Source organism: Microcoleus sp. T2B6 (assembly GCF_036700475.1).
GTDB lineage: Bacteria > Cyanobacteriota > Cyanobacteriia > Cyanobacteriales > Microcoleaceae > Microcoleus.
Genome location: NZ_JAUBOZ010000152.1, coordinates 1 through 13,058, shown reverse-complemented (window position 1 = coordinate 13,058; position 13,058 = coordinate 1). Strand labels below are relative to the sequence as shown.

Annotated in this window: 13 protein-coding genes; 8 read left to right on the top strand and 5 right to left on the bottom strand. The window is 44.2% G+C overall.

Annotated elements, in window-relative coordinates:
- The 3 genes from QUA00_RS34260 to QUA00_RS34250 all read left to right on the top strand — a co-directional run.
- Window positions 1-1,059: hypothetical protein (locus QUA00_RS34260; protein WP_333412955.1), on the top strand; the 1,059-nt coding region annotated here is incomplete at its 5' end.
- A gap of 89 nt (window positions 1,060-1,148) precedes the next feature.
- Window positions 1,149-1,715 (top strand): hypothetical protein, encoded by a 567-nt coding sequence (locus tag QUA00_RS34255; protein ID WP_333284312.1) that lies wholly within the window; start codon window positions 1,149-1,151, stop codon window positions 1,713-1,715.
- Between the two features lie 66 nt (window positions 1,716-1,781).
- Window positions 1,782-1,952, top strand: coding sequence for a hypothetical protein (locus tag QUA00_RS34250; RefSeq protein ID WP_333306244.1), 171 nt, complete (start codon window positions 1,782-1,784; stop codon window positions 1,950-1,952).
- A gap of 316 nt (window positions 1,953-2,268) precedes the next feature.
- Here the strand turns inward: QUA00_RS34250 and QUA00_RS34245 are convergent, their stop codons facing one another.
- Window positions 2,269-2,454, bottom strand: coding sequence for a hypothetical protein (locus QUA00_RS34245; protein WP_333412953.1), 186 nt, complete (start codon window positions 2,452-2,454; stop codon window positions 2,269-2,271).
- 406 nt (window positions 2,455-2,860) lie between these two features.
- Here QUA00_RS34245 and QUA00_RS34240 point away from each other — a divergent pair, with 406 nt between their 5' ends.
- A complete protein-coding gene (locus tag QUA00_RS34240; protein ID WP_333412951.1) occupies window positions 2,861-4,246 on the top strand; it encodes an ATP-binding protein in 1,386 nt (461 codons plus the stop codon).
- A gap of 211 nt (window positions 4,247-4,457) precedes the next feature.
- Window positions 4,458-5,834, top strand: coding sequence for an ATP-binding protein (locus QUA00_RS34235; protein WP_333412949.1), 1,377 nt, complete (start codon window positions 4,458-4,460; stop codon window positions 5,832-5,834).
- 178 nt (window positions 5,835-6,012) lie between these two features.
- Here QUA00_RS34235 and QUA00_RS34230 read toward each other — a convergent pair whose 3' ends face one another.
- Window positions 6,013-6,813, bottom strand: coding sequence for an ion transporter (locus QUA00_RS34230; RefSeq protein WP_333412947.1), 801 nt, complete (start codon window positions 6,811-6,813; stop codon window positions 6,013-6,015).
- Window positions 6,814-6,838: 25 nt separating this feature from the next.
- Here QUA00_RS34230 and QUA00_RS34225 point away from each other — a divergent pair, with 25 nt between their 5' ends.
- A complete protein-coding gene (locus tag QUA00_RS34225; RefSeq protein ID WP_333412945.1) occupies window positions 6,839-8,434 on the top strand; it encodes a TerD family protein in 1,596 nt (531 codons plus the stop codon).
- A 247-nt stretch (window positions 8,435-8,681) separates the two neighbouring features.
- Window positions 8,682-9,239 carry a hypothetical protein gene (locus QUA00_RS34220; RefSeq protein ID WP_333412943.1) on the top strand — a complete coding sequence of 186 codons (558 nt, stop codon included), beginning with the start codon at window positions 8,682-8,684 and terminating at the stop codon, window positions 9,237-9,239.
- A 60-nt stretch (window positions 9,240-9,299) separates the two neighbouring features.
- On the opposite strand, the gene QUA00_RS34215 is transcribed toward QUA00_RS34220, so the two are convergent.
- Together QUA00_RS34215 and QUA00_RS34210 are read right to left on the bottom strand one after the other, a co-directional pair.
- Window positions 9,300-9,920 (bottom strand): DUF4276 family protein, encoded by a 621-nt coding sequence (locus QUA00_RS34215; protein ID WP_333412941.1) that lies wholly within the window; start codon window positions 9,918-9,920, stop codon window positions 9,300-9,302.
- Window positions 9,914-11,113, bottom strand: a complete 1,200-nt coding sequence (locus QUA00_RS34210) for an AAA family ATPase (protein ID WP_333412939.1) — start codon at window positions 11,111-11,113, stop codon at window positions 9,914-9,916. The genes QUA00_RS34215 and QUA00_RS34210 overlap by 7 nt, the downstream gene beginning before the upstream one ends.
- Window positions 11,114-11,336: 223 nt before the next feature.
- Here QUA00_RS34210 and QUA00_RS34205 point away from each other — a divergent pair, with 223 nt between their 5' ends.
- The gene (locus tag QUA00_RS34205) at window positions 11,337-11,681 is read left to right on the top strand and encodes an NAD(P)H-quinone oxidoreductase subunit M (protein WP_333239357.1); all 345 of its coding nucleotides are present in this window, start codon (window positions 11,337-11,339) and stop codon (window positions 11,679-11,681) included.
- A 379-nt stretch (window positions 11,682-12,060) separates the two neighbouring features.
- On the opposite strand, the gene QUA00_RS34200 is transcribed toward QUA00_RS34205, so the two are convergent.
- Complete coding sequence (locus QUA00_RS34200; protein ID WP_333412937.1) at window positions 12,061-12,417, bottom strand: hypothetical protein; 357 nt, start codon at window positions 12,415-12,417, stop codon at window positions 12,061-12,063.
- Window positions 12,418-13,058 lie beyond the last annotated feature (641 nt).

The window sequence follows — 13,058 nt, the reverse complement described above, 5'->3', positions numbered from 1 at the left end:
AATCTCACCAGCAGCGACTCGAAACCGATACCGCTGACTCCCAAAGATTTAGTCGTTACCGATTTTAAACCGTATCCTGAGAGCGATCGCATTTTATTCTCCGCCACAGATCGATCGATCGCCCGTACTCGCGGCACTCTCAATCAAGAACTATTCACAGTCACCACCGGCCTCAACCCCCAATCGGGATCAGGAACTCAACAAAAATACCCAGCCGGTAGAATCGACAAAATCTTAGACTCCAAAGATTACCAAAACCTCAAATTCGACCTCTCAGCCGACGGAAAAATCATAGTTGTCCAGCGCGTCAACCGCCGCAATCCCGGCGATTTCAGTCCTTGGATTTTGGAAGAAAAAGTGCCGCCCAGACCCTTGGAAAATGAACAAGGCGGAGATTTTATGATTCGCCCCGACAGCAAATCGATGGTAATATCTCAAAAACAAGGATTAGCGATCGTCCCCCTCAAACCGGAAGCAGACCCAGTAGAATTTTTGCCAAAATACGAACAAGTATTGGGCATGGCCCGCGACAACTCCGCCGCCGCCTATGTTAAATACAACAGCGACTTTACTCGATCGCTTTTCATCTTAGATAACCAAGGTGTAGAACAAGAAATATTGCGTATTCCCGGCAGCATTATGGCCGTTTATTTCGACCCCCGCAAAAACCAAAACAACCAAGTTCAGCGTCTCTACTGTTTGTTAGCCCAACGCCTCAAAACAGAAAGCTACAAAGAACAGCCTTTCATCGCCACCATCGACCTCAAAAAAGAGGGTACTCGTTTGGTAGGAACCATCAAACCGCTGCTGATTTTGCCCAACCAATTAGATACCCAAATCAGTTTATCTCCCGACGGGCTGGCCTTAATTTTCGACCAATCAGTCACAGCAGCAACTCCCTCAGTAGCAGACAGTCCCCGCAACGATAGTGGACAGTCGATCGCCACCAGCCGCCTCTGGCTGCTACCCTTAGTAGAAATACCTGCAGACGGTTCTCCCGCCAAAGTACAGCCAGAAGAACTTCCCTTTGCCGGCTATCACCCCCGCTGGCTACCATAAACCAATTTGAGATTTGAGATCGCACTGCTGACTAATCACTGGTGACTAATCTAAAATCTAAAATCTAAAATCTAAAATCTAAAATCATTATGACTCCCGAAGAAATTAGCAATACCCTTAAAGACTTATTTGGTGACACTGTTGAGATGCCTGCTGCCACTTCTTGGCAAGTAGAAACCCCCAATTTTCGCCTGTTAGTCCTCCTTTCAGAAGACGGGAGTTGGCTGCGGATTTTGCTGCCGATCGCCGATGCCCAGGAAGCTCAACCATTTCTTGATAAACTGCTAGAAGCTAACTTTGACACCACCCTCGAAACTCGCTACGCCTTACATCAAAACGTTTTGTGGGGAGTATTTCAGCACAGTTGTGCCACACTCGCGGCTGCCGATTTCTCAGCCGCCGTCGCCAGACTGCTGGCTTTGCAAGAGAGAGGTTTGTCTGACTTTTTCGACGGTTTGATAGAAAACCGCATCCGTCAAATCATCAAAGCTGCGAAGATGCAGGGACAGTCTGTCGAAACTACCCTTCAGACTTTAGACCGTTTCTACGCAGAGGGATTGATGGGTGAAATGGAACTAGGGCGAGAGTCTCGCGAAAATACTCTCGCCGCTTGGCGGTATCAGCTAGAACGCCTCTGGCCGGAGGTGGAACCCTAAGACGATTGCAGATTGCAGATTGCAGATTGCAGATTGCAAAAAACTGATGACTATTGAGGTTCGGAAGTGGGAGCATCTCACCTTTGCAGCCCTCCGCTAGAAATTGGAGTTTTGAGGCAGGAGGCAGAAGGAAAGAGGAAGAAGGAAAGAGGCAGGAGGCAGGAGGCAGAAGGAAAGAGGAAGAAGGAAGGAGCCAGAAGAAGGAAGGAGCCAGAAGAAGTGTTTTTACAAATATGAGATGCTCCCTCGGAAGTTGCCTAAAGTTGGATTTCTTTTGAGTGGTAGAGGAACTGTGGCCGACGGTTAGGATGTTCTTAATTCCACAAACCCTTGGGGAACATTGCTTCTTCCTTCTCTCCTAGATAACTAAAGCCTTCCATCCGTTACATTCGGTTACATCTCACATCTTGCAGCAATATCAATAAGAGGATTTTTCGTGGGGTCGGGCGGGTTTATAGAACCTATTTACAAGCTTTAAGGCTGTTGGCGAACCCGCCCCTACGGCTAATTGAGAATGGTGCAAGATATCAGTTACATCTCACATCTTGCACCATTATCGCTTAACAGGCTTTCGGGCCTGTTCCACAAAGAGTGAATTTTCTTGTGGAACAGGCCCGAAAGCGTGTTCATAAAAAGCTTGTTGAGAATGGTGCAACATCTCAGTTACATCCGAAGAAAGCGAATCTGTTGCCGAACTTCCTTTGGGCTGGGCCCTAGTCTTGACAATTGGAGCCTGCAAGCCCCTTGGACAATGGCTAATCCGGGCCCTCGAACCATCACAGGATGCCCGTATATTCACTGATAACCCGCGAGATGTTCTGCAATTCCCTTTTATCACTGGAAAAATGGTATAATTTATCACAATAATTAGTTATAAATATTAAAAATTTTCGGAAAACAGGCGATCGCAGGTATATCATGGTAAAAAGTTTAAAGTGCCTACTCCGTAAGTTACACAAAAGCTTAGATCGTTTAATATTGACTTAGAAACAAAATCTTTAGCAGACAATGCTACTGCGATCGGGTTTTCCCATCGGGTGCTCTTGTAATTTGACAAATTAGCAACTACCGCTACCAATTACCAGTTACGAATTAATAGCAACTTAAGTTGTCCATTAATACAATATTTAACAGGGGTTTCATCTATGTTTGCTGTGCGTGAGACTAGCTCGGAGTTATCAGTGTTGCATATACCTGAATTTTGTACTTGGAACATCTCCTTAGAATCAACTCTCCTAGACCTGCCCCTCTCCAACTGCCAAATTGAAATAACTCAACAGGCAAAAGAAGTAGCCCAGGCTTTTGAAGAAAATTCCATGCTTCCCGGCGTCATTTTGACAGATGGGGGGAATTTTGTCGGCATAATATCCAGGCGTCTATTTTTTGAAAAAGTTAACTGCCGCTACGGAGTAGAAATGTTTTTCAAGCGACCAATAGAGGTGCTGTACAAGTTTGCCAGGCCAGAGGAACTCGTACTTCCCGCCAGTAAATTAATAGTAGAAGCAGCCCAGGAATGTCTTTACAGATCAGCCGAATTAATTTACGAACCCGTAGTAGTGGAAATAGCCCCCCAGACCTACAAGCTGTTAGACGTACACCAATTAATGGTTGCTCAATCAAGAATTCACCAATTAACAAATAAGTTACTCCACAAACAAACCCAAGCCAAACTCATCCAAACAGAAAAAATGGCTAGTTTGGGGAGGATTGTAGCAGAGGTAGCCCACGAAATCAGAAATCCGCTGAACTGTATTTGGGGAAATTTAACTTTTCTGCTGTCCTATTTTGAAAACTTGCTTCAGCTAATGTCCGTTTATGAAGAAGAATATTCGGCACCGTCTCCCCGAATAGATGCCCTTAAAAAAGAAATTGAATTTGATTTTTTACAAGAAGATTTGCCGATTACCTTAGAAGGGATGGAGTTGGGAGCCGCGCAATTGCTAAAAATAGTTAACGGGCTGCACCACTTCTCTCACATGGACGAGACAAAACCAGCCGAGACAGACATTCACGAATGCGTGGAGATGACGCTGTTAATTTTGAAAAACCGCTTTAAAAACAGCATAGAAGTGGTTAAAAATTACGGCGAACTGCCGCTAGTTAGCGGCTACTCCGGACAGTTGAGTCAGGTGTTTTTGAATTTGTTAGTTAATGCTCTAGACGCCCTGACAGAGTACGCAGCCGATCGAGAAACACACACCCCGTGCCGGGACAACTGGCAGCCCCAAATCGAAATTACCACTAAAGTTATAGAAACCGAACACGGCAAGCGGGTGGCAATTTGCATTGCCGATAACGGGCCCGGCATTCCCCCAGAAAATCACCAGCAGATATTTGACACCTTTTTTACCACTAAACCAGCAGGCAAAGGCACCGGTATGGGGCTGGCTATCTGCAATCAAATCGTCACAGAAAAGCACGGTGGCGAACTGAGAATGCGATCGCAACCAGGTAAGAACACTGAATTTGAAATTCTCCTGCCTATAGTTCAATACGGTTCAGTTAGTGCTAAAAAAACAGATCGTGCGTAGGTTGGGCGGAGTGGAACGAACCCTCCGTTTCACTCCCCCCAAAATTTTCGCTACAATTTTCCACGGGCCCAAGCGTATTGACCTATAGTTGGCACAACATGATTAACCCAAGAATATTCTCGGTTGTTGGCTCAGAAAAGTGAAGTGATAGGGTAGCTTAGTAGTAGGTTCTCATTTCATTTTCCCAGCGTTTCGGCAACTAAAAGTTCCAGTGGCAAATAAATTCAGTTCCAAACTCATTGGCCCTTCACTCTCCGAAGGCAGCCATCAAGACCTTTCCCTAGAGTCTACCCTCTGGGATTTGCCCCTGTATGAATTTCAGGTTAAATCGAGCTGCTTGGCCGTGGCAGTTGCCGAAATGTTTGAACAGCATCCCCTAGTGCCGGGAGTCGTCTTGATGGAAGCAGGAGAGTTTGCTGGCATGATATCCCGCAGGCAACTGCTGGAATATTTGCTCAAACCCCAAGGCCCTGAGCTATTTTTGCACCTGCCACTAAAAGTTCTCTACAGTTACGCTCGCGTCGAGATATTATTAGTCCCAGAGAGTACAACCATATTGGCAGCAGCCCCACAAGCTCTGCGTCGATCGCCCGAATTGCAGGCAGAACCGATCGTCGTCCAAATAGACTCCCAATCATACCGACTCTTAGACCCTAACGCACTCAACATCGCGTACTGGCAAATTCGTGGCATAGAAACTCAAGTCCGCTACGAAAGAGCCCAAACTCAAATGATTCAAAGCGAAAAAATGGCTAGTTTAGGCCGTTTAGTCAACGGAGTCGCCCACGAAATTTTAGATCCGGTAGGCTTTATTTGGGGGAATTTAACCTACGTAAGCGACTACAGCAAAAACTTGATGGAATTGCTCTCAGTTTACGACGCATACTGTACTGACCCACCGCCGGAAATAGCACGGCTCAAAGAAGAGATCGACTATGACTTTTTGCAGAACGATTTTCTCCGAACTGTTGCCAGCATCAAATCAGGTGCAGAACGTTTGAGCAAGTTAGCAACCAGTTTGCAAAACTTCTGCCACATCGACGATATTTATCCCAAACCCACCGACTTGCACGCCAACATAGACAGCATACTTTTGCTGCTCAAAAGTCGTTTGACTAGGGAAATCCAAGTAGTGAAAAACTACGGCTACCTGCCACCAGTCCCATGCTATGCAGGACAGCTAAACCAAGTATTTATGAATATCTTAACCAATTCTATTCATACATTAATTAATGAAGCAGTCGGTCAAGAATTGGCGAAAGAGTTCAAAGGTGGAGGGCTCAGAGAGGCGGATCGCCAGCCTAAAATTGAAATCACAACTCAAGTCTGCTGTCCCGAACCTGCGCCGGATTTAGACAAACTTCATGTTCGCTGGGTTTCGATTTGCATATCAGATAACGGGCCTGGAATGTCACCTAGCAAGTACAAAAAAATCATAGAATCATTCTCTACGGAAAAACGCGCCCTCAAAGAAACCAGTTTAGCAGTTAGCTATCAAATAGTGACGGGCAAACACGGCGGTGCATTCAGAATGCGATCGGAGTTAGGCAGGGGCACTGAATTTGAAATTTTGTTACCGTTAGCTTAAAGAAGGAAAGCACTACACGGATTTTGACACGGATACACGGATGAATTATCTAGGGTGAGGCAGTAGTCAACAGTCAACAGTCAACAGTCAACAGTCAACAGTCAACAGTCAACAGTCAACAGTCAACAGTCAACAGTCAACAGTCAACAGTCAACAGTCAACAGTCAACTGTCAACTGTCAACCATTATCTAACTGACTGCCGCACATTTTACAAAATCTAGCATTAGCATCGTGTACAGACCAACCGCAACCTTTACAAACAGCTTCTCCGTGATTAGCACTTTTAACTAATTGTTTAATCAAATCCCCCAATTGCCAAGGAATCAGAGCAATTCCTGTCAAAATCATCAAAATAGTCAGAAAACGACCGGATTCCGAAATCGGAGTAACATCGCCAAATCCCACGGTGGTCATGGTGACAACGGAGAAATAAACAGCATCCAAAAAAGTTCCAAAACTTTCGGGATTTGTCGGATGTTCGACTTGATAAATCAAACCCGAATAAACAAAAATTATTGCCAGCAAAGTAAACAAAATCCGAGCAAATATCACCCCATCTTCGCTGCTGATGCGGAAAATAGAAATTTTCAATTCCAGAAAGCGGATGAGTCGGAGAATTCTAAACCAGCGAAAAATTCGGATAAAACTAACATTGACAAATCCCAGCAAAAATGGTAAGATTGCCAGCAAATCAATAATTGAAAAAAAACTAAAAATAAATTTAACTCGATCTTCGGCACACCACAGCCGCAATAAATACTCAACTGCAAAAACGATTAAAAGAACGGTATCGAGAGTTTGGAAATTAATTCTAACAGATTGCGAAATCGGGTAAGTTTCGGCGATGAAGCTGGCGGAAGATAAAAGAATGAGTCCGGTAAGAGTTAAATTGACGGTTCTGCCAATTGGGGTTTCGATGTCTTCGAGATAAAATCCAATTTGCGATCGGGTTAACATAGATGAGATAATTAGTACCATTTATGAGGTAAGGGAATTATCGCATATGAGTATCGAATTAACTAAGGGTGAAAGGTTCAATCTTTCTAAAGAAACTCCTGATTTCAGTAAAATTGCGATCGCCCTGGGTTGGCAAGTCAGCCAGACAGCACAAAACTGCGACATTGACGCATCTGTTTTTATGTTAGCGGCGGACGGTCGGATTCCTGATGAAAAGTATTTTGTATTTTACAACAATCTGACCTCGCCGGACGGTGCGGTGCGACATTCGGGAGACAACAGGAATGGACAAATTGATGGAGATGATGAGACGGTTTATGTGGATTTGAGTAAAATCAATTCGGCGATTCAGGAAATTGTGTTTGTGGTGACTATTCACGAGGGACAGGAAAAAAATCAAAGTTTTAGTCAAGTTACAAATGCTTTTATCAGGCTTTACAATTCAGAGAATCTTGGCGAGTTGGTTCGGTACAATTTAAATCAGATATTTTCCCAAGAAACGGCTTTAGAATTTGGACGGTTGTATAAAAAGAATGGCGAATGGAGGTTTCAGGCGGTTGGACAGGGATATAATGCTGGGTTGCAAAGTTTTGTAGACAAGTATTATGTTGAAAATGCGGTTGAGAAAAGCTCGAATGCTGGTGAGAAGGTTGATGATGCTGAGGTTGTGAGGCGGTTTAGCGATCGGGTGGACAAGCTATTGCGGGAAGAATCTGTATCTAGCAAAGCGGTAGAACAGCCGGCTGCTATTCGTGTGAATGCGGATACTGTGGAATCTGACGAAGAGGAAAAAATAGATGATTCTGCACTAGAAAATCTGGAACCAGCGATCGCTGCTGAGGAATTTTTGCAGCGGTACCAAGAGGGAGAACGAGATTTTACAGGGATTAACTTAGCAGGAGTAGACTTGAGCGGAAAAACTCTGGAATATCCTATTAGTTTAAGTCAAGCCAACCTGAGTAATGCCAACCTGAGTAATGCCAACCTAGTTAAGGTAAACTTGATAGGGGCTAACCTGCAAGGAGCAAATTTGAAATCCACAAATCTGCAACAAGCCGATTTAATTCAAGCTAACTTGAGTGGCGCTAACTTAACTAAGGCAAATTTGAATTATGCAAGACTGATTCAAGCGAATTTAAGTCAAGCAAAATTGAGCGAGACACAATTGAATAGTGCGAACCTGACTACAGCCAATTTAAGTAGTGCCAACCTCACTCAGGCAATCTTAAATAGCGCTAATTTGATAGGAGCAGATTTAAGTCAAGCCAAAGTAACTAAAGTTAACCTATCTTATGCTGATCTAAGGGGGGTTAAGCTTAATGGGGTAAGTTTAGTTGCAGTAAACCTTGATGGAGCTAACCTAAAAAATGTAAATTTGAAAGTGGTAAGTTTGATCGGCTCTAGTCTTGTTCAAGCTAATCTGAGCGGTCAAAACTTGAGTGGCTTAAACCTGTCTGGAGTTAGCTTTTACAATGCTAACCTGAGTGGAGCAAACTTAACTTCAGCAAACCTGTGCGGAGCAAATTTGAGTTATGCAAATCTAGAAAAAGCTAACCTGAAAGATGCTAACTGGGTTGGAGCAAATATGGCAAATGCAAAACTCGCAGGCGCAATTATGCCAGATGGGACAATTCACGAATGAATTAATCTTTGTACTAACGAATTGAGTCCTTAGAAATGGCAGGAGTAGGGCGTGTTTTCTTGACCCGGAGATCCCCCCTAGCCCCCCTTAAAAAAGGGGGGAACCGGAAGCACTCAAAGTCAACCCCTACTCCCCTTCTTAAGGGGGATTTAGGGGGATCGAGACTTTGATACAAGTGACATTTATTATAGGTTTCAGTCTTAAATTGATACCAATAGTGGGGTGTGCATCGCTTTAGAAATAGATTATGATTAGTATTAAATATCAAATACAGAGATTGTCGATGAATGAATCTGACACGGAAATTATAGAATCTACCCTCAGATGGATGACCGAGTTTGTGGAGTTACCGCATCCAGTTTTCAGCGATTTACCGATTTGTCCCTTCGCTAAAAAGGCACGCTTGGCTCATCAAATTTTATTCAAAATCGAGCGGTTTTCAGCGCTGACTGAGTTCGATCGCGATTCTGCCATAATGAAATCCATTTATGAATTTTACAATTCTGAATTTGAAATAATGGTAGTAATTAATCCAGAAAAAACTGCAATTAGTGCGCCCGAAACTAAAGAATTGATAGACAAATTAAATAATCAGATTTCAGAGTTGGGCTTGCTGGCTTTTCACGCTCATCCTGAAGAAGATTTTAATATTGACGGGCTTCATACTAGGAGGATGCCGTATCCGGGCTTCACTGTTCAAGTAAATTCTAAGCTGAAGCCAGCTTCCGATTCTTTAGAGAAAACTGAATATTACAAAAATTGGACTGCCGAACAACTAAAAAATTTCGGGATTCCGAGAAATTGACGATCGCCCACCCTCCCTTTCTCCCTGTCTTGCTTCGCGCCCTTGGCTACTTTCATCGCTTCAATCCTCCATGAGTTTGATGATAGTTGTAAAAATACGATCGCACTCTGAAGAAGCCTTGCGAACCTTGTCAACATCCAACATTTCTAACAGCTTGGAAGCGTGCTGTATTTTTTGATATTCGCCTTTCGATTTTGTGTCGCGGCTAGCTGCTTTCAGACTTGGTTCTAACAAATCCTTTTCAATCGTCTCTACATTAATATTTTTAGGAATCGCATTTTCTTTAAATCCCTGCCCGTAAAATCTTTTTAAAGTATCAATATCAGCTATCAACCAAGCTTCCATCGCTTGAACCATGAGATAGCAATGAGTCTCATCAACCCCAGGCGGCGAATCCCAGTTATCCCTCGACTTCAAATGCTCCCAAGGCGGCTGCTTTACAGGGGCTTCTGAGTCAACTAAAAGGATGATAAAAGCATTTGGGTGATCTGCCAAAGCATTCTTGAAATCCCTGAAAGCATTATTCCGGGAACCGCAAACAGTGATATTCCACTTGATTTTATTGCTGCGAGCAACCTCCACAAGTTGTTTGAAAAAAAAGCTAAATCCTCCTCGAAGTAATTGCTTTGTATTCTTGCCATCGCCGCCGCCTTCGATGTAAATGCGAACCTCTTTTACCATCGGTTGCCCCCGATTTCTCCCATCCGCCAAAGGTCTCCCAAACTGTAATTCTCCAGCCATTTTTTCAGTCGTTCGGGATCGAGACGGCTCAGGTGACTTCCTCTATCATCCCGATCGCATATTAACACTGACTCAGGACTCAGAGCCGACACTAAAGCATCAGAATGAGTTGTCACAATCAATTGTGTGCGCTGTGAGGCTTCGATCAACATTTCAGCAACAGCAGGCAGAATGTCGGGATGCAAGCCAATCTCCGGTTCTTCAATACAAATAAGTGGCGGGGGAGTTGGATCTAGGAGTAAAGCTATTAAGAATAAATAACGCAGCGTACCGTCTGATAAACGAGTTGCGGGAATTGGCTGAGTTAATCCTGTTTCGCGGATGAATATCTGGACAGTACCGCCATAAATCTTGATACTCAGTTCTTCGGCTGCATCGTAGAACAGTTGTAATTTTTCAATAATCAGCCTACTTCCTAATTGATACTGTAAGTTATTTAAAACAAGTCCTAAGTTGCCACCATCTTCTAAAAGCGGATGTTCTGGTAAGTCAGTTTGCTGAGCTTTTCTAGATATTGAATCTCTCCCTGTCTGCCAATTACGATATAAACCAATGTCGGCAAATTTATTTCCCAGATATGATAGTTCTGGATATAGTTCGGGATCTTTTCTTTGAGATAAGATAGATTGATCGGGAATGATATCTTCTCGCCGCAGATTCCGCAGCGTTCTTGGTTGCTGCTCGTTTTCCTGTATAACATTGATAACAGGGCGACCCCGATCGCTATAACGGTAATAGAAAAATGGCTGGCTTTCAGAACTATGGCGCGGTGCCATATCTTCTATAGCTTCGTCCACTACTTCAAGTCTCTGACCGACTGCGGTAAAACTAATTTGATAGCGCAGTGGCATCGTTCGTTCTGGGTAATCTAAAATAGCCTCAATTTTTGCTGTGGGAGTACCTTTTTCACCTTTCCACAGAAAATCGCTGATACCACCTCCTTGACGAATCGGAGCAAGTAAGTCGGTAGGTGTTGCCTTCAACACTCCCATCGCTTCAATTAAGTTAGACTTGCCGGATGCGTTAGTACCGATCAATACATTCAGGGGTTGCAGTTCAATTTTTTCCCCCTCACTTCCATAGGAAAGGAAGTTTTGCAGTTGCAGGGAGTGAATAAATCTCTTGCCTTCCACCTTGTCCTCCTATGCCAATTCTGCATTATTATACTTTACGAAAGCTTTTGTTTTTAGTCTTGAATTAAGTAGGTCTCAAAACTACCGATTCCAAGTCTTTGCCTTGAAGTCGGAGGGGGAGTGAGATATCCCGATCGCTCCCACAACAGGCGACCTACTCTCCTCCAACGGTCTGTGACCCATTACAATTAATTCAGCAAAAAATCTTTACACATAAGAAGTCATGCAGCTCAAGTCAACAACCCGCCATATTCGCATATACACCGCCATCCTCGAAGATAACGAACTCGTCCCCAGCAACGACCTTTTGACCCTCGACATTGACCCAGATAACGAACTTAACTGGAACGACGAGTCAGTCAAACAGGTATATGCCAAATTCGACCAACTCGTAGACGCCTACGAGGGCGAAGATTTGACCGAGTACAACCTCCGCCGCATCGGTTCGGAGTTGGAGCACTTGGTACGATCGTTCCTACAAAAAGGCCAAATCAGCTATAACCTCAACAGCCGCGCTGTCAACTACAGCATGGGATTGCCTCAAGTTGATGCCAAAATTCACCTGTAAGGGCGATCGGGCGATCGGCATTTATGTCAAGTTAAGATTGAAACCCATAATAAATGTCGCTTGTAGCTGAGTTTTGAACCCTCCTACTTCTCTTAATTAGGGGAGTACCGCAGGGCGGTTTCATTTTCTTGTAGGGGCCGTGCTACCCCTACTCCCCGTGCCGGCCCTTTTGGTCTGACTGCAGAGCGAATTGTCTAGGTCGGGGGTAGGCACGGGGGCACTACCCCTACAAAAACCTCGTTTTTGGTGAGAATGAAACCGCCCTGGGAGTAGGGGGGAAAAGAGGGTTCTGTTTCCTCTCTCGCTTTGGGGATTGAGGGGGATTTAGACTTGGATACAGAGGAAAGGTGGAGATGGGGAGAATTGAGAAAATCTGCTTTTATTCTTCTTCCTGCTTGTTTGTGACTCCTGACTCCTGACTCCCGGCTTCTTCCTTCTTCCGACTGGCCTCGGACTTCTCCCCCGCCTCCCCAGCATCAACCGGAGAATTTGGAACGTGATCTCGTTCCAAAAACTGTTTAACTGCGACTTGGCGGTTGGCCATAAACTGACCCCAAGCGCCGGGAAACATCCCATCCAAGGTTTCCACCAGTGCCCAAACCTCAAGATTCATCACTTGGTAATAGAAACTGTGAGAATGTTGAATGCTAGTGAGTATTTCGTCTATTTCAACAGCAGGCGGCAGCTTCGGATCGGGCAAATTCTTGGGAAAGGCGCTGGGATCATGTGGGTGCATGGTTCAATACTCAACAGCTTGCAGAGGCCGGTCAGTCGATTTGAGATTTGAGATTTTAGATTTTAGATTGATTCCACAGATGAATCTGCGGGCTTGAACTAATATCTAATTTTTTTTGCTCTCCACGACTCCTGTCGGGGGCTTGCGTCCATCAGTCGATTTGAGATTTGAGATTTTAGATTTGAGATTGACTCCACAGATGAATCTGGGCGCTTGAACTAATATCTAATTTTTTTTGCTGTCCACGATTCCTGTCGGGGGCTGGCATCCGTCAGTTGATTTTAGATTTTAGATTTTAGATTTTAGATTGACTCCACAGATGAATCTGCGGGCCTGTATCCGTCTTTGGGTAGGGTTAAATTTAACTTCTGTTGCGAAACTAGCGTGCGAGGCACAGATGACCCTTCGCGAGAAAACCGACAATTGATATTTATCTATACCTGTCGGCTCAGGTGATTTCTACCTAGCTGCATCATACCATTAGAGTTAGTCTAAAATTTCAATTCCCTTGAGTGCTGCGATTTCTTCGGAAATGGCCACTATCAGGAATATGCTGAAAACAGCGTCAGAAACCTCAGCTATCAGGCGTGAGGCTTGAAAGAGAAATCTAACAGGCCATTCTGACCAGACTAAGCTTTAAA

Excerpts from the sequence above, each read along its gene's own strand:
- QUA00_RS34255 (WP_333284312.1), top strand. The coding sequence starts at position 1,149 with ATGACTCCCGAAGAAATTAGCAATACCCTTAAAGACTTATTTGGTGAC.
- QUA00_RS34240 (WP_333412951.1), top strand. The coding sequence starts at position 2,861 with ATGTTTGCTGTGCGTGAGACTAGCTCGGAGTTATCAGTGTTGCATATA.
- QUA00_RS34230 (WP_333412947.1), bottom strand. The coding sequence starts at position 6,813 with ATGGTACTAATTATCTCATCTATGTTAACCCGATCGCAAATTGGATTT.
- QUA00_RS34225 (WP_333412945.1), top strand. The coding sequence starts at position 6,839 with ATGAGTATCGAATTAACTAAGGGTGAAAGGTTCAATCTTTCTAAAGAA.
- QUA00_RS34220 (WP_333412943.1), top strand. The coding sequence starts at position 8,682 with ATGATTAGTATTAAATATCAAATACAGAGATTGTCGATGAATGAATCT.
- QUA00_RS34215 (WP_333412941.1), bottom strand. The coding sequence starts at position 9,920 with ATGGTAAAAGAGGTTCGCATTTACATCGAAGGCGGCGGCGATGGCAAG.
- QUA00_RS34205 (WP_333239357.1), top strand. The coding sequence starts at position 11,337 with ATGCAGCTCAAGTCAACAACCCGCCATATTCGCATATACACCGCCATC.
- QUA00_RS34200 (WP_333412937.1), bottom strand. The coding sequence starts at position 12,417 with ATGCACCCACATGATCCCAGCGCCTTTCCCAAGAATTTGCCCGATCCG.